We start from the raw sequence: 15,261 nt of genomic DNA on the forward strand, positions 1-15,261 counted from the left end.
AAATCCCCATAGCCACCCTCGTGGCCCGCGGGTTCCTGCATGAGAGGCTTTCGTACGCCTGCCGGCACCCGAAACCCTTCACCAACTCGGTCGTTCGAGTGCGGCAGCATGGTTTCTGAAACCTGCCATTCGCCGAGTTCAATTCGATACGCGGCCGTCCGGGGCCTTGTATTACTCTAGGGTCGCGCTAAGGCTCGTTGGCACAGCTTGGCCCCACAATTTTGTTGAAGAATAGTGAAGTAATCACTTCCCTTGCCGGCAAAGCCGCGTAATCTCACAAAAGAATCGAGCCGAATTATGGGGAGTGGGCGGCTTTGATGGGGGCACGTTTTCAGTCTGAAGCCGATCCGGCTTCGGCATTTTTCAACATGACGCCAATTGACGCTGTAGCGCCATGACAGCGGAAATCGCCATCCTAAATAAATCCGCAGTGGCCTTGGCCGCTGATAGCGCTGTCACGATTTCGGCGGGTGATGTCGAGGAAAAAACCTACGATTCCGCCGAAAAGCTCTTCGATTTGTCCCATCGGGACCCTATCGGGGTCATGATTTACAACGGCATGCAGTTCATGCAGGCGCCGTTACAGATTCTGATCAGCGACTATCGACGCGACTGCAAGTCCTTCCCGCGATTGCAAGATGCGGCACTGGATTTCTTGACATATCTCAACGCGTGGGGAAACGATGCCTCAGCGAAGGTCCAGACAGCCGCGGTCGAATCAATCCTCATGCCGTTGATCCGCCAGATCAACGAGCGCATCACGACAAGGCTTGAACGTCTGCTGAAGGACTTCAAGAAAAGCATGCATCTGGAGACCGAACTCAACAGAATTGTTGATCTCGTGCTGGCGACGTTCGAGCAGATCTACCGGCGCGTCAAGCCCGCCAGGTTCATCGGCGGTTCCGCTCCGAGGATTACAAAAGGTCGTGAAGCTCAAATCCGCGAGATCGTTGAACAGAACTTTATGCGTGCGGACGACCGGGGTTTTACCGATCGCGTCGTCGCTTTGGCCAAGCGCGCGGTTCTGAGCGAGACCAGGACGGGCTCGCAAACGGGCATCGTCATCGCCGGGTTCGGGTCTAGGGACCTTTTTCCTTCACTGATCTCCTTCGAAATCGACGGCGTGGTGTTCGGAAAGTTGAAATACGCCCGGACCAACTTTGTCGACATCGATCGCGACGGCGAGCGGTCGCGTGTCCTGCCGTTTGCGCAGAGGGAAATGGTGGAACGGTTCCTGTACGGCCTTGATGAGGGTATCGAGAGACACATAACGACCTTCGTGAACAACACGATTTCAAGCATCTCGAAAGATATCATTGCTCAACTGGATATGCCCGAGGCGGAGCGGCGGCTACTGATCCGGCAAGCTGGCGAGGCCGAGACAGCCTTCAACAAAAGGTTGCGTGAGGAGGAATTTGAGGAAATCCGTTCACAATCCCGCAAGGAGATTGAGGACATGGTCGAATTCATGCCAAAGTCCGAGCTGGCCTCTATGGCGGAGGCCCTCGTTAACCTGACGTCATTGAAACGTCATGTCTCGCGTGGCATGCAGACCGTTGGTGGCCCGATCGATGTCGCGGTCATTTCGCGGGCCGACGGCTTCATATGGGTGAAGCGGAAACATTATTTCGAGCCCGAGTTGAACCTTCGATACGTGCACCGCGTTCGATCAAATCTGATGATGACAGAGAGCCGCGATGATGAAGCGTAATTCTGCATTCAAGCGTCTGATCAATCGTGAAGAGGAGAGGCAGGGCCTGGCACCTGAGCCTTTGCCGGAAAAGCTGGCCCGCAGCATCGCGGATACGCAAAAGGAGATTCGCGACGTCTTCAAAGGGTCCTCCAAGATACGGGCGACGCTTAAATCACATGGTTCTGGCAACCACAGAAGCTGAGTTCGCCCGGAAACAGGTCATCGTTTCGGAAACGGCGGCCCCAGCACTCTCAGGCGACCCGCCGAACATCGGGGGCGAAACCCCGCGTTGAGAAGCGCCGCAATTGCAATTGCCACAGCGTTTGGGCGCCGCTTACTGCTCATCGTCCTTTATGACCGCGAACATCTGGCGCAGGCGTGCCTTGGTCTTCGGCCGCTGCGCTCTGTACTCCCTGTAGAACGCCTGATCTGCAGCATCCTCCAATTCGACATCGTCGGTCAGGAAATAATCGGTGGTGACGCCGAGCGCCGTAGCGATCTTGCTGATTTTGTCGCCGGACGGTCGTGGCGGCTCCTTGTTCTCAAGCTCCCAGATATAGCTCTTGCTGGAGTCAGCGAGCTCCGCAAGCCTGTCCAGCGTGTAGCCCTTATCTTTGCGCAGCGCGCGAATCTTGTTGCCGAGCGGCGTGGTCACGATTGCCTCTTTCTGTCGTTTTCCTCTGTTCAGAGTAGCAGCACAGAGAGTGCTTGACAATCGATATGCGAGACGGCATACCTGTTCGGAGTAGACGTACTTCCCATACCGAAACCAACGAAAGGATACAAGATATGGCGTCACACAAGACCATCGGTACGCATCATGTGGTTCCCAACCACGATGGCGGCTGGGACGTGAAGAGGGGCGGAGGCCAGCGGTCGTCCGGTCACTTCGACAGCAAGAAGGAGGCGGTAGACTTCGGCCGCGGCGTCAGCCGCAACCAATCGACCGAGCTCAAGATTCACAACCGGGACGGCAAGATCGCGCAGAGCGATAGCCACGGCCACGACCCCAATCCGCCGCGCGGCTAAGCGAAAGGACAGCACAATGGCGCAGGAAGATGATAACAAGGGCCACGACGAGACGATCACGATCGTGGTCAACGGCACGCCGCACGAGGTGCCGAAAAAAGACGAACTGACTTATGTCGAGGTCGTTACCCATGCTTATCCGGACTATCCCCAAAATCCGGGCGCGACTTATTCGGTCACCTACACCCGGGGCCACAACGACCGAGATGGAATCCTCTCCCCCGGAGGCACCGTCAAGGCAAAGGATGGGATGGCGTTCCGTGTTAATCGCACTAGCGAATCATAATCCCGACATAAAACGGCTGCTCGACCGGGGCTTCGCGCTCCGGTTTGACAGCGGATATTTGGTTGTCCGCGACATTCCCTACCTCAACGCGCAACTGGAGCTGTGCACGGGCGCTTTTGTGACTAAGCTTGTCTTCGTCGACGCTGAAAAGGTCCAGCAAGACGACCATCAGGTCTTCTTCGCCGGTGGGGTTCCCCATGAGGCCGACGGGCGGCCGATCCCGAACCTGGGCGGTGGCCCGAGAACCTTGGCCCTGACCAGAGATGACGTGTTGGTTGAGCGCTCGTTCTCGAACAAACCGCCAACCGGTTTCCCGGATTTCTTTGAGAAAATCCAGCACTACGTAGCTCTGCTGTCCGGTCCGGCCGTGAGCCGCTACCCGCAAGCGACACCCCTCACGTTCGCGGTCGACCACGATGTGGTCGCAGATAGTGTCTTCACCTATCAGGACACGTTAACTAGCCGCGCGGAGATTGGCGATTTGGCGGCGCGGTTCAAAGATGAGGTGGTCGCAATCATCGGGCTCGGTGGGACCGGTGCCTATGTGCTTGACTTCATGGTCAAGACGAATGTGCGCGAAATCCGCGGTTTCGACGCCGACGTGTTCCACGTCCACAACGCCTACCGATCTCCCGGCCGGCTTCAGGAAGACGATTTCAAGCGGGCCAAGGCCGACCTGTATCAAGATCGCTATGGCAACTTCCGGAGCGGGTTGAAACTTGAAAGGAAATTCATCGACCAATCGTCAACTGAGGAGTTGCAAGGCGTCACCTTCGCCTTCGTCTGCGTCGATAAGGGGTCGGCCCGCGCCGGAGTTTTCGACCTGCTCATCGGCCTGAAGATTCCCTTCATCGACGTCGGCTTGGGTTTGAACCGCCAGCAGTCTGCGCTGGCAGGCATGCTGCGCGCAACAGTCTATCTGCCTGACGACGCCGAAGAGATCAGGGCCAAGGCTCTATCCGAGACCGCTGATCAGCCCGGCGATGAATATCGCACCAACATACAGATATCCGAGTTGAACGCGATGAATGCCTGCATCGCGGTAATCCGATACAAACAATACCGGGGTTTTTACGTCGAGGACCATCCAGCCTACCACATCTTGATGGACACAACCATGCCACGCTTTTTCGTCGAGACGCGCCATGAATGATATCCGGCTTCAAAAGGTCCATTTCGTGCCCAAGGAGCTTGATAAAGGCGTCCTGTATGTGTCCGATGAATACCAGGTTGCGGTGCACCTGTGCGCCTGCGGCTGCGGCTGCAAAGTGGCTATACCTCTCGGACCTGCGGAATGGCGGTTTACCGAACGTGGCGGCCGGCCGTCACTACAGCCGTCAATAGGCAGCGGGCAACTTCCCTGTAATTCCCACTACATCATCCGCGACGGACGGATCTTGTGGGAGCCCAAAATGACCGCCGCCCAGACGGTTACAGGCATGCTGAGGGATGAAAGGCGTAGGCAGGCCTACTATGAGGCCCATAGGCCACTGCCTGGCTTCTTCGCAAGTATATGGCAGCTTGTCCGGCGTCTGTTCGGGTTATAGCCCACCTTCGGTGAGCCTCAGTGTGACATTTTTCTTTCGCACTGAGGCTCTCATCGTGCCGGTACTTTTCGTACGGACAGACCGTGACGAGGGCGGCTTTTTCGCAATCATGTTTCCGAAAGCTGCCTGTCCGCAGTCGGCCCCATACAAGTCATTCGCTCTCGCCCTTCGCGATGACACTTCTTGGCGCCCCAGTCTTCCAAGCCTGCAACGTTCACTGCATCGCACGGGCGCGTATATTGGGTATCTTCGATATTCTGAAACGTCACGTCATGCTGCTTCCATCTACTACCAAACAGTGGAGGCTGTGCCCGTGACACCGACGAAGCTCCTTGTCGGCCAGATCGTAGTTGTGTTCGCCATCGTCATCGTTGGCGTATGGGCGGCAACGCAATGGTGCGCCCACATGCTGGACTATCAGCCGCAGCTTGGCACGCCATGGTTTGCCGCGGCGGCCCGACCGATCTACAAGCCGTGGAAACTGTTCGAATGGTGGTTTCACTTCGACGCCTATGCGCCTGAGGTCTTCGACAAGGCCGGCATGCTTGCCGGAGCCAGCGGATTCTTGGGGTGTGCGGCCGCAATAGCTGGCTCCCTCTGGCGCGCGCGGCAGAGGGGGTTGGTCACCACCTACGGTTCCTCACGATGGGCCGCGGCTCGGGAAATCGAGAAGGCAGGCCTGTTTGAGCCGGCCGGCGTTTTCCTTGGCAAACTGAAGGATCACTATCTGCGACATGACGGGCCGGAACATGTCATGGCCTTTGCGCCGACACGTTCGGGCAAGGGCGTGGGATTGGTCGTTCCAACGCTTCTTTCCTGGACCGGCTCGGCCGTCATTCACGACATCAAAGGCGAGAACTGGCAGCTGACTTCCGGCTGGCGGTCGAAGTTCTCTTTCTGCCTCCTGTTCAATCCGACCGACTCGAGATCGGCGCGCTATAACCCGCTGCTGGAAGTGCGCAGGGGTTCAGATGAGGTTCGCGACGTTCAGAACATCGCGGACATTCTCGTCGATCCGGAAGGCGCGCTGGAGCGGCGGAATCATTGGGAGAAGACTAGTCATTCACTCTTGGTCGGGGCCATCTTGCACGTGCTCTACGCGGAAGAAGAAAAGACGCTCGCGCGCGTCGCCACTTTCCTGTCGGATCCGCAACGCTCGTTTGCCGCGACACTGCTGCGGATGATGACCACCAACCACCTCGGCACGGCGGACACACCTCGGGTCCATCCCGTCGTGGCCTCGGCGGCTCGCGAGGTGCTGAACAAGTCAGAGAACGAGCGTTCTGGCGTTCTCTCGACCGCAATGTCGTTTCTCGGGCTCTATCGTGATCCGACGGTTGCCTCGGCAACATCGGCCTGCGACTGGCGCATTGCCGACCTCATGGATGCGGAACGACCGATGTCGCTCTATCTAGTGGTGCCGCCATCGGATATCTCGCGCACCAAGCCACTGGTGCGACTGGTGCTCAATCAGATCGGCAGGCGACTAACGGAGCGGCTGGAAGGTGACCCGAAGAAAAGCCGCAAGTACCAACTGCTCATGATGCTAGACGAATTTCCGGCTCTTGGTCGCCTCGACTTCTTCGAGACCGCGCTCGCCTTCATGGCGGGTTACGGCATCCGCGCCTATCTGATCGCGCAATCCTTGAACCAGATCTCCAAAGCCTATGGCGAGAACAACGCCATTCTCGACAATTGCCATGTGCGCATTGCCTTTTCCTCCAACGACGAGCGCACGGCCAAACGCATATCGGATGCGCTCGGTACGGCGACGGAACTCAGGTCCATGCGCAACTACGCCGGCCACCGGCTGGCTCCCTGGCTTTCGCACGTCATGGTCAGTCGCCAGGAGACTGCTCGCCCGCTGCTGACGCCTGGCGAAGTGATGCAGTTGCCGCAAGCTGACGAATTAATCCTTGTTTCGGGGTTGCCGCCGATCCGCGCCCAGAAGTTGCGCTATTACCAGGATCCGAATTTCACCGAACGGGTGCTGCCGGCGCCGGTGTTGCGGGAGGGTCTGTCCGCGGACTGTCCTGCGTCGCGCCCCGACGATTGGAGCGGACAAGTCCGCAGTGTTGACCGCCGTCTCGCTGCCGATGACGAAACCGCCAGCGCGGCAATCGAAGAAGAGGGCGGAGTGCAACAGCAGCGTCATCCAAGCGTGCCTGAAGAACACGTCGTCGTCTCTCAGGAGCCAGATCAGGACGACCTCTTCAATCTGGCGGACGATGACGCCGAGGCACTCGCCGACAAGCGCGTCATGGACCGGGTTTCCACCGCGTCTAGCGCCTACGGTATCAACGAGGGAAGGGGCGACGACAAGGACATCATCCCCGGCTTCTAAGCGCTTCCGCAGCTCAGGCGTATCTCGGCGTAGATAACGCCCATAAGCGATTTTGCGGATCTCGACGATGTTCGTTGCCGCCGCCGGCGCATCAGCGCCGGCCAGTCGGAACGAGCCCCATGAAGCCGCATCGCATTCGCCACCAGTTTCTGCTCGAACCCGCGTTAAGCGCGAAGCTGGAAACCCTCAGTCGCAACCCGTCGACCACAAAATCGGCAATCGTCGCGAAAGCGGTCGAGGCCTTCATGGAGCGGCGTGGCGAGAACGAACTCGACCAGCGCTACGGCAGGCGGCTCGACCGTCTTTCCCGCGACCTCGACCATATCCGAACCGATGTCGAGGTGATCCTGGAGAGCCTGGCGCTCTTCATACGCTTTTCGATTACGCTTCATGCCCACACGCCGATCCCGGATCGGGCGACACAGGCGATTGCCCAAGAGCGCTTTGACAAATTCGTTGAGCAGGTCGGTCGCCAGATCGCCTCCGGGAAGCGCTCGCTTGGTAATGGCAATGGAGGCGAAGGATGAGCTCTCATCCCGCAGCCGACCACCGCCGCCGCGCCATGCTGCGCACAGCCATGGGCCCCGCGATCACCGAGGCCCTTGCCGATCCGACCGTCATCGAGGTGATGGTCAACCCCGACGGCGCGCTGCGGCTCGACCGGTTGGGAGAAGGCCGGGTCGATACCGGCGTGCATATGCATCCATCCGAGGCCGAACGCATCGTCCGCCTCGTTGCCTCTCACGTGCGCGCCGAGGCGCATGCGGACAACCCAATCGTCAGCGCCGAACTACCCTCAGGCGAGCGTTTCGAGGGCCTGTTACCGCCAATCGTCTTGGCGCCATGCTTTGCCATCCGCAAGCCGGCAGCAAAACTCTACACGCTGGCCAACTATGTCGCCGATCGCATCATCCTCCCGCTGCAGGCTGATGCCCTGAGGAAGGCAGTGCGTGAGCGGCGCAACATCCTGGTCGCCGGCGGCACGTCGTCGGGCAAGACCACGCTTGCGAATGCGCTGTTGGCAGAAGTCGCCGAATGCGATGAGCGGGTGATCCTGATTGAGGACACCCGCGAGCTGCAATGCGCAGCCGAGGACTGTGTTGCCTTGAGGACGAGGCGGGGGTCGGTCACGCTTGGTGATCTCGTGCGCTCGACGCTGCGACTTAGACCCGACCGCATCATCGTCGGCGAAGTGCGAGGCGCGGAAGCCCTCGACATGCTGAAGGCATGGAACACCGGACATCCCGGCGGCATTGCCACGGTTCACGCCAATTCGGCACGCTCCGCACTCTATCGTATTGAGCAGCTCGCCCAGGAAGCCGTTGTCACCGTTCCCCGCCGGCTGATCGCCGATGCCGTCGACTTGGTCATCTTTATTGCCGGAAGAGGACCCGCGCGCCGCGTTGACGCGATCGCCGAGGTCACGGGTCTCGACGGCAGCGGCGATTACGCCGTCACCCCGCTCACACTTCCGCAACTCCAGCAGCTCTGAAAGGTGACCTCATGCGCAAGAAGCTTCGCTTTCTTTCGTTCGCCGCCGTCGCGCTTCTTCTCACGGCCCAGGCCCACGCTGCCGGCTCCGGCATGCCGTGGGAACAGCCGCTGCAGCAGATCCTGGAATCAGTGCAGGGGCCGGTCGCCAAGATCATCGCGGTGATCATCATCATCACCACCGGCCTGACCCTTGCCTTCGGCGACACGGCGGGCGGTTTCCGCCGGCTGATCCAGATCGTCTTTGGCCTGTCGATCGCCTTCGCGGCCTCGAGCTTCTTTCTTTCCTTCTTCTCCTTCGGCGGCGGAGCGCTGGTCGGATGATAACCGGAGAGCAGCATATCGACGGTTTCGAGGTTCCCGTTCATCGGGCGCTGACTGAGCCGATCCTGCTCAGTGGCGCGCCGCGGGCGGTGGCGATCCTTAACGGCACCGCGGCCGCCGCAATCGGCCTTGGCCTGCAGCAGTGGATTGGCGGTCTGGTGATCTGGATCGCCGGCCACACGCTCGCGGTCTTTGCCGCACGGCGCGACCCGGACTTTGCCAGCGTACTTGTCCGTCATCTTCGTCAGAAGGGCTGGCTTGCATGCTGAAGCTTTCCGAATACCGCGGCAAAGCCGACCGGCTTGCCGACCATCTGCCCTGGGCAGCACTCGTCGCGCCCGGCATCGTGCTCAACAAGGATGGCAGCTTCCAACGGACATTGGGGTTTCGTGGCCCCGACCTTGAAAGCGCGACGGAGGCCGAACTTATCGGCATATGCGCGCGGGCAAACAATGCGCTGAGAAGGCTCGGCTCTGGCTGGGCATTATTCTTCGAGGCCGAGCGCATCGAAGCGCGGGGCTATCCGAGCTCGGCCCTTCCCGATGCTGCCTCATGGCTGATCGATGAGGAACGGCGCGCGGCCTTCGGGGGCAAGGTCGCGCATTTCGAGAGCATCTATCATCTGACCTTGGTCTTCATGCCTGGGCCCGATGGCCAAGCGCGCGCGGAAAGTGCTCTCGTCGACTCGCATCACTTGGGAGGGGAAAGAGACTGGCGCCAGGAGCTTGCCCGGTTCCGAGACGAGACTGACCGCGTTCTCGATCTTCTTTCGGGCTTCGTGCCCGAGGTGCGCGCGCTCGACGATGCCGAGACCCTGACGTACCTGCACGGCACGATCTCGACCCGCCATCATCCCGTTGCCGTGCCGGAAACGCCAATGTATCTCGACGGCGTCCTGGTTGACGCGCCGCTGACCGGCGGCCTAGAGCCGATGCTGGGCGAGCAGCATCTGCGCACGCTCACAGTTCTCGGCTTTCCGAACGTCACCCGGCCAGGAATGCTTGATGCGCTCAATAACCAGGATTTCGCCTATCGCTGGGTGACGCGCTTCATTCCACTCGACAAGGCGGAAGCCACGAAGACGCTGACTCGGCTCCGCCGGCAGTGGTTTGCCAAGCGCAAATCGCTCGCGGCTATTCTGCGCGAGGTAATGACCAACGAACCGGTGCCTCTCGTCGACAGCGACGCCGACAATAAGGCGCTCGATGCCGATGCAGCACTGCAGGCATTGGGCGGCGATCATGTCGGCTTCGGCTATCTCACCACAACGGTGACGGTGTGGGATCAGAACCGTAAAGCCGCCGCGGAAAAGCTTCGCGCCGTCGAGCGGATCGTCAACGGGCTCGGCTTCACCACCATTCGCGAAAGCATCAACGCCGTCGAAGCGTGGCTTGGTTCATTGCCGGGTCATGTCTACGCCAACGTTCGCCAGCCGCTCGTTCACACGCTTAACCTTGCCCATCTCATGCCGCTGTCGTCCGTGTGGGCAGGTCCAGCGGAGAACGAGCATCTTGCCGAGGTCACCGGCGATTACGCTCCGCCGCTTCTTTTCGCCGAAACCAGCGGCTCGACGCCGTTTCGGCTTTCGACTCATATCGGCGATGTCGGCCACATGCTGATTGTCGGGCCGACCGGTGCCGGCAAGTCGGTTCTGCTTGCCCTGATCGCTTTGCAGTTCCGGCGCTACGCTGGCGCGCAAATCTATGTCTTCGATAAAGGCAATTCGGCCCGCGCCGCCGCTCTTGCCATGGGCGGCGACCACCATGCGTTGGGTGCGAATGGTGCGCTTGCTTTCCAGCCGCTGCGCCACATCGACGACCCGGCCACACAGAGCTGGGCGGCCGAATGGATCGCCGGCCTCATTGCCCACGAGAATGTCACCGTCACCCCGGAGGTGAAGGAGGCAATCTGGTCGGCGCTCACCAGCCTCGCCACCGCGCCGGCGCAGGAACGCACGCTGACTGGCCTGTCGGTCCTGCTTCAGTCCAATGCGCTCAAATCGGCGTTGATGCCCTACACGCTCGACGGTCCATTCGGCCGGCTGCTCGATGCCGATGACGACCGGCTGGCCATCTCGGATGTGCAGTGTTTCGAGACCCAGGAGCTGATGCACAGCCAAGGCGCTGTGCTGCCTGTGCTCACGTATCTGTTCCATCGTCTTGAGGACCGGTTTGACGGGCGGCCGACGCTGCTCATGCTCGACGAGGCCTGGGTCTATCTCGACAACCCGCTCTTTGCCGCCCACATCCGCGAATGGCTTAAGGTGCTGCGTAAGAAAAACGTCTCCGTCATCTTCGCGACGCAGTCGCTTGCCGACATCGCCGGCTCTTCTATCGCACCCGCAATCATCGAGAGCTGCCCGCAGCGCATTTTTCTCCCCAACGATCGTGCGGTGGAGCCGCAGGCACGGGTAGCCTATGAGCGCTTCGGTCTTAATGAGCGACAGATCGAATTGGTCGCCCGCGCCACGCCGAAGCGCCACTACTATCTGCAGTCGCGCCGCGGCAATCGCCTCTTCGAGCTCGGGCTAGGCCCGATCGCTCTTGCGCTTTGCGGCGCCTCCGACCCGGCCGCGCAGACCCTGATCGACAATATTCTTTCCGAAGAAGGGCAGGGCAGCTTTGCCGCCCGTTTCTTCAGTGCGCGCGGCCTGGATTGGGCTGCCGAGCTTCTCCAGCAATTTCCTCAACCTAACAAGGAGCAATCGTCATGATCGGACGCCGCCTTTTTACTAGCCTGGTCACCGTTTCCCTGATCGCCAAACCGATGGCTGACTACGTCCAGCCGGCCTATGCGCTCATCGTGTTTGACCCGTCCAACTATACGCAGAATGTGCTGTCGGCAGCACGCGCATTGGAGCAGATCAACAACCAAATCCAGTCGCTTCAGAACCAGGCGACCATGCTGCAGAACATGGCGCGCAACCTTCAGCGCCTGGATTTCTCTTCCGTGGGCCAGCTTACCGGCTCGCTCCAACGGATTGACGGTCTGATGACCCAGGCGAGCGGCCTGAGCTTCGATCTCGACAAGCTGCAGGACCAGTGGCGCCAGCAATATCCGGAAAGCTACGACGCCACCATCAAGGTCAGCGATGTGGCGAGCGCCGCGCGCGAGCGCTGGCAGAGCGCCATGCAGGCGTTCCGCCAGACCATGAGCGCGCAGTCGCAGATCGTCGAGAACGTGCAGGCCGATGGCGACCTGCTTACCGATCTCGTCAATCGCAGTCAGGGCGCGGCAGGTGCCCTCGAGGCAAGCCAGGCTACGAATCAGCTGATCGCGCTTTCGACCAAGCAGCAGATGCAGATCCAGACGCTGCTTGCGACCCAGTTCCGGGCCGAGGCCGAGGATGCGGCGCGCAAGGCGCAGTCTGAGGAAGCCGCTCGCGAGACGACGAAGCGTTTCCTGGGCACCGGCACGGCTTATCCCGGCAACTGAGCGGCAGTTCTTCAAGACAACGAGGAAGGCGGCGACATGAACGACCTCGGAGTCATCGATCGCTTCATGGAGACCTTTACCCGCTACATTGACAGTGGGTTCGGTCTGCTTTCGAGCGACGTCGCCTTTCTCACCACCATTCTGATCGGCATTGACATCACGCTCGCGGGCTTGGTCTGGGCGTTCGGCGGCGAGCCCAACATTCTTGGCCGGCTTGTTCGCAAAGTGCTCTATGTCGGCGCCTTCGCCTTCGTCCTGAACAATTTCAAGAACCTCGCCGACATAATTTACCGCTCCTTTGCCGGTCTCGGCATCAACGCATCGCCCGGCAACCTTCCCGCCGACAGTCTCCTGCGGCCAGGCCGCATTGCCGCGGCCGGCTTCGAGGGCGCCTGGCCGCTCCTCAATCAAGCGAGCCAGCTAGTAGGCTTCCCCGAGATCTTCGGTAACGCGCTCACCATCTTCGTGCTGCTTCTGGCCTGGTTCCTGGTCCTCATCGCCTTCTTCATTCTTTCCATCCAGCTCTTCATCACCATCCTCGAGTTCAAGCTCACCACGCTGGCCGGCTTCGTCCTGGTGCCCTTCGCGCTCTGGAACCGCTCGGCGTTTCTGGCCGAGCGCGTGCTCGGCAATGTGATTTCGTCGGGCATCAAGGTGATGGTGCTTGCCGTCATCGTCGGCATCGGCTCCACGCTCTTTGGCGAGTTCGCTTCCGCCCTGCAGGGCCAGGAGCCGGACCTGGCGGCGGCCATGTCTCAGGTACTGGGTGCGCTGGCGCTGCTTGGGCTCGGCATTTTCGGCCCCGGGATTGCCTCGGGTCTTGTTTCCGGCGCCCCGCAGCTTGGCGCCGGCGCGGCACTTGGAACAACGGCGGCCGCAGCTGGATCAACGCTCGTTGCCGGAGGCGCTGCGTTTGCCGGCGCGCGCATGGCAACAGGCGGCGGCCTCGCCGCAGTCCGTGCCGGCGCCGCCATCGGGTCCGCTGCCACCGTCGCTTGGCAGACGGGGCGCGCGACATCGCCCGAGTCCGGGCTGTCCGGGGTAGCTGCTGGGCTGCAGGGGGTTGCGAGTGCCGCTAGCGGCGCCGCGATGCGGGGAATGCGATCCGCAGCAGAACCATTCCGCCGTAGTGCCGACGCCGGTCGCGATGCCGGCTGGACCGCGACCGGCGGCATGCCGACCAGCTCGATGAGCGGAAGCTCTCCAGTTATAGCTCCCGCGGCCGCGCCTGCCTGGGCAAGGCGTCTGCGTTCCGAACAGACCGCACGCGCCCATCGCAATGCTGCCACGCAGGCGGTGCGCGATGGAGATCGGGGCGGAAGCGGCGCCAATCCCTCCCTCAATGACAAGGAAGACTAGATGCTCTTCAAGCGACCCGTTCAGCGTTATGGAAAGACGCCCGAACCCGTAACACCCTACCAGAAGGCCAGCCAACTCTGGGATGAGCGCATCGGCGCGGCGCGCGTGCAGGCCAAGAATTGGCGCTTCATGGCCTTTGGCTGCCTGGCTCTGACGACGGGGCTTTCCGGTGGGCTTCTGTGGCAGTCGATGCAGGGCCGCGTCGTGCCTTATGTCGTCGAGGTCGACCGCTTTGGCGAGGCGCACGCGGTCGCGCCGGCAGTCCAAAACTACCAGCCCGACGATGCCCAGATCGCCTGGCATCTCAGCCGCTTCATCCAGAATGTTCGTTCGGTTTCCACCGATGCGGTTCTGGTGCGGCAGAATTGGCTGTCGGCCTACGACTTTGCCACCGACCGAGCGGCGCTCTTCCTCAACGAATATGCCAAGGCGAACGACCCTTTCGGCCAAATCGGCACGCGCAGCGTGTCAGTACAGGTGACCAGCGTGGTCAGGGCTTCCGACAGCTCGTTCCAGGTCAAATGGACCGAGCAGGTGTTCGAGCGCGGCAGCCTCGCCAGCACGACGCGCTGGATCGGGATCCTCACCATCCTCATCCGCCCGCCTAGGACAACCGAGCAGCTGCGCAAGAACCCGCTCGGCGTCTTCATCAACGCCATCGACTGGTCGCGCGAGCTCGACAGCGCCGCGCCAACCCCCGTTTCCCCTAAGGAGCCCGCCAATGACAAATAGAGCCCCATTGCTTCGTGCTGCCTTGATCCTGTCGGCGTCTGCTGCGGTTCTTTCGGCCTGTGCCTCGAAGCCAGTGCCGCCGCCTCAGATTTCCTATGACGAGGACTTCAAACCAGCCGCGATCGAGAAGGCGCCGGAGAAGCCGGTCAAGGTCGTGGAAGTGCCGAAACCGTTACCGTTGCCTGGTCAGTTGATGCCCGCACCCGGCAAGCCCGCCCCAGATAAGCGCTCGCCGGAAGAACAGGTCGCCGATGCCAACAAGGCGGCGACGCAACAACCCACCAAGTTTGGCTATGTCAATGCGGTGCAGGTTTACCCCTTTGCCGACGGCGCGCTCTACCAGCTCTACGCCGCGCCGGAGCGCGTCACCGATATCTCATTGCAGCGGGGCGAGAAGCTGACCTCGGTCTCAGCCGGCGATACGGTCCGTTGGGTGATCGGTGACACCGTTAGTGGCTCAGGCGATGACCAGCGCACTCATGTGCTGGTGAAGCCATTCGCGCCGGGGCTTGCCACCAATCTGGTCATCACGACCGACAGGCGATCCTATCACCTGCAGCTTCAAAGCACTGAGAAAACTGCCATGGCGGCGCTCTCCTGGATTTACAGCGAAGACCAACTCGTGGCGCTTCGGCGGCGCAACGCTCAGGCAGAGGCTGAAATGCCTGCGGCCTCGAACGTAGCACTCGAAAACATCCGCTTCCGCTATTCGATCGCCGGCGACACGCCACCGTGGAGACCGACCCGCGCCTTTGATGATGGCAGCAAGGTCTATATCGAATTCCCGCGCCGTATCGACCAAGGTGAGGCGCCGCCGCTCTTCATCGTCGGAGCCGACGGGGACAACCAGCTCGTTAACTATCGCATGCGCGGCAACTACTACATCGTCGATCGCCTCTTTGCTGCGGCCGAGCTAAGGCTGGGCACCAAACAGCAGCAGGTGGTGCGCATTACGAGAACCGACGGTCGGCAACCGCCGCGGCGGGTTTCGCTGTTTTCGCGTTTTGGCAGGTAAGGGGAG

General features: G+C 60.9%; 17 protein-coding genes. 16 read left to right on the forward strand and 1 reads right to left on the reverse strand.

The annotated features are described in order from the left end of the window. Nucleotides 1-394: 394 nt before the first annotated feature. Nucleotides 395-1,711, forward strand: coding sequence for a hypothetical protein (locus NKH52_RS31115; protein WP_023809287.1), 1,317 nt, complete (start codon nt 395-397; stop codon nt 1,709-1,711). Continuing rightward, nucleotides 1,698-1,895, forward strand: a complete 198-nt coding sequence (locus NKH52_RS31120; RefSeq protein WP_023809286.1) for a hypothetical protein — start codon at nt 1,698-1,700, stop codon at nt 1,893-1,895. Before NKH52_RS31115 ends, NKH52_RS31120 begins: the two co-directional genes overlap by 14 nt. A 132-nt stretch (nt 1,896-2,027) precedes the next feature. On the opposite strand, the gene NKH52_RS31125 is transcribed toward NKH52_RS31120, so the two are convergent. Continuing rightward, nucleotides 2,028-2,348 (reverse strand): helix-turn-helix domain-containing protein, encoded by a 321-nt coding sequence (locus NKH52_RS31125; RefSeq protein ID WP_023708023.1) that lies wholly within the window; start codon nt 2,346-2,348, stop codon nt 2,028-2,030. Between the two features lie 134 nt (nt 2,349-2,482). Here NKH52_RS31125 and NKH52_RS31130 point away from each other — a divergent pair, with 134 nt between their 5' ends. The 14 genes from NKH52_RS31130 (at nt 2,483) to trbG (ending at nt 15,255) form a co-directional block, all read left to right on the forward strand. Then, on the forward strand, nt 2,483-2,722 hold the full coding sequence (locus NKH52_RS31130) for a DUF2188 domain-containing protein (RefSeq protein ID WP_023809285.1): 240 nt from the start codon (nt 2,483-2,485) through the stop codon (nt 2,720-2,722). A gap of 16 nt (nt 2,723-2,738) precedes the next feature. Next, nucleotides 2,739-3,008 carry a multiubiquitin domain-containing protein gene (locus NKH52_RS31135; RefSeq protein WP_031212482.1) on the forward strand — a complete coding sequence of 90 codons (270 nt, stop codon included), beginning with the start codon at nt 2,739-2,741 and terminating at the stop codon, nt 3,006-3,008. Then, nucleotides 2,983-4,161: a ThiF family adenylyltransferase gene (locus NKH52_RS31140; protein WP_023708020.1), complete on the forward strand. Its 1,179-nt coding sequence runs from the start codon at nt 2,983-2,985 to the stop codon at nt 4,159-4,161. The genes NKH52_RS31135 and NKH52_RS31140 overlap by 26 nt, the downstream gene beginning before the upstream one ends. Next, nucleotides 4,154-4,555: a ubiquitination-like system serine protease family protein gene (locus NKH52_RS31145; RefSeq protein ID WP_023708019.1), complete on the forward strand. Its 402-nt coding sequence runs from the start codon at nt 4,154-4,156 to the stop codon at nt 4,553-4,555. Before NKH52_RS31140 ends, NKH52_RS31145 begins: the two co-directional genes overlap by 8 nt. A 313-nt stretch (nt 4,556-4,868) precedes the next feature. After that, nucleotides 4,869-6,899, forward strand: a complete 2,031-nt coding sequence (locus NKH52_RS31150; RefSeq protein ID WP_352656971.1) for a conjugal transfer protein TraG — start codon at nt 4,869-4,871, stop codon at nt 6,897-6,899. Between the two features lie 119 nt (nt 6,900-7,018). Then, nucleotides 7,019-7,426, forward strand: a complete 408-nt coding sequence (locus NKH52_RS31155; RefSeq protein ID WP_352656928.1) for a CopG family transcriptional regulator — start codon at nt 7,019-7,021, stop codon at nt 7,424-7,426. Continuing rightward, nucleotides 7,423-8,391 (forward strand): P-type conjugative transfer ATPase TrbB, encoded by a 969-nt coding sequence (trbB, locus tag NKH52_RS31160; protein ID WP_023753799.1) that lies wholly within the window; start codon nt 7,423-7,425, stop codon nt 8,389-8,391. Before NKH52_RS31155 ends, trbB begins: the two co-directional genes overlap by 4 nt. An 11-nt stretch (nt 8,392-8,402) precedes the next feature. Continuing rightward, nucleotides 8,403-8,714 carry a TrbC/VirB2 family type IV secretion system protein gene (locus tag NKH52_RS31165; RefSeq protein ID WP_352596070.1) on the forward strand — a complete coding sequence of 104 codons (312 nt, stop codon included), beginning with the start codon at nt 8,403-8,405 and terminating at the stop codon, nt 8,712-8,714. Further along, nucleotides 8,711-8,983: a VirB3 family type IV secretion system protein gene (locus NKH52_RS31170; RefSeq protein WP_352656932.1), complete on the forward strand. Its 273-nt coding sequence runs from the start codon at nt 8,711-8,713 to the stop codon at nt 8,981-8,983. The genes NKH52_RS31165 and NKH52_RS31170 overlap by 4 nt, the downstream gene beginning before the upstream one ends. Continuing rightward, entirely contained in the window at nt 8,977-11,427 is a 2,451-nt protein-coding gene (gene trbE, locus NKH52_RS31175) for a conjugal transfer protein TrbE (protein WP_352656935.1), read from the forward strand. The genes NKH52_RS31170 and trbE overlap by 7 nt, the downstream gene beginning before the upstream one ends. Beyond that, the gene (gene trbJ, locus NKH52_RS31180; protein ID WP_023669263.1) at nt 11,424-12,149 is read left to right on the forward strand and encodes a P-type conjugative transfer protein TrbJ; all 726 of its coding nucleotides are present in this window, start codon (nt 11,424-11,426) and stop codon (nt 12,147-12,149) included. Before trbE ends, trbJ begins: the two co-directional genes overlap by 4 nt. A gap of 36 nt (nt 12,150-12,185) precedes the next feature. Further along, entirely contained in the window at nt 12,186-13,508 is a 1,323-nt protein-coding gene (gene trbL, locus NKH52_RS31185) for a P-type conjugative transfer protein TrbL (protein ID WP_352656938.1), read from the forward strand. Continuing rightward, nucleotides 13,509-14,240, forward strand: a complete 732-nt coding sequence (trbF, locus tag NKH52_RS31190; RefSeq protein ID WP_023692452.1) for a conjugal transfer protein TrbF — start codon at nt 13,509-13,511, stop codon at nt 14,238-14,240. Continuing rightward, nucleotides 14,230-15,255, forward strand: coding sequence for a P-type conjugative transfer protein TrbG (gene trbG / locus NKH52_RS31195; RefSeq protein ID WP_352656940.1), 1,026 nt, complete (start codon nt 14,230-14,232; stop codon nt 15,253-15,255). The genes trbF and trbG overlap by 11 nt, the downstream gene beginning before the upstream one ends. Nucleotides 15,256-15,261: the final 6 nt, after the last annotated feature.

It is taken from the genome of Mesorhizobium sp. M1066 (genome assembly GCF_040318635.1).
Taxonomy (GTDB): Bacteria; Pseudomonadota; Alphaproteobacteria; order Rhizobiales; family Rhizobiaceae; genus Mesorhizobium.

Coding starts and splice junctions, on each gene's coding strand:
- NKH52_RS31115 (WP_023809287.1), top strand. CDS start 395: ATGACAGCGGAAATCGCCATCCTAAATAAATCCGCAGTGGCCTTGGCC.
- NKH52_RS31120 (WP_023809286.1), top strand. CDS start 1,698: ATGATGAAGCGTAATTCTGCATTCAAGCGTCTGATCAATCGTGAAGAG.
- NKH52_RS31130 (WP_023809285.1), top strand. CDS start 2,483: ATGGCGTCACACAAGACCATCGGTACGCATCATGTGGTTCCCAACCAC.
- NKH52_RS31135 (WP_031212482.1), top strand. CDS start 2,739: ATGGCGCAGGAAGATGATAACAAGGGCCACGACGAGACGATCACGATC.
- NKH52_RS31145 (WP_023708019.1), top strand. CDS start 4,154: ATGAATGATATCCGGCTTCAAAAGGTCCATTTCGTGCCCAAGGAGCTT.
- NKH52_RS31155 (WP_352656928.1), top strand. CDS start 7,019: ATGAAGCCGCATCGCATTCGCCACCAGTTTCTGCTCGAACCCGCGTTA.
- trbB (WP_023753799.1), top strand. CDS start 7,423: ATGAGCTCTCATCCCGCAGCCGACCACCGCCGCCGCGCCATGCTGCGC.
- NKH52_RS31165 (WP_352596070.1), top strand. CDS start 8,403: ATGCGCAAGAAGCTTCGCTTTCTTTCGTTCGCCGCCGTCGCGCTTCTT.
- NKH52_RS31170 (WP_352656932.1), top strand. CDS start 8,711: ATGATAACCGGAGAGCAGCATATCGACGGTTTCGAGGTTCCCGTTCAT.
- trbE (WP_352656935.1), top strand. CDS start 8,977: ATGCTGAAGCTTTCCGAATACCGCGGCAAAGCCGACCGGCTTGCCGAC.
- trbJ (WP_023669263.1), top strand. CDS start 11,424: ATGATCGGACGCCGCCTTTTTACTAGCCTGGTCACCGTTTCCCTGATC.
- trbL (WP_352656938.1), top strand. CDS start 12,186: ATGAACGACCTCGGAGTCATCGATCGCTTCATGGAGACCTTTACCCGC.
- trbF (WP_023692452.1), top strand. CDS start 13,509: ATGCTCTTCAAGCGACCCGTTCAGCGTTATGGAAAGACGCCCGAACCC.
- trbG (WP_352656940.1), top strand. CDS start 14,230: ATGACAAATAGAGCCCCATTGCTTCGTGCTGCCTTGATCCTGTCGGCG.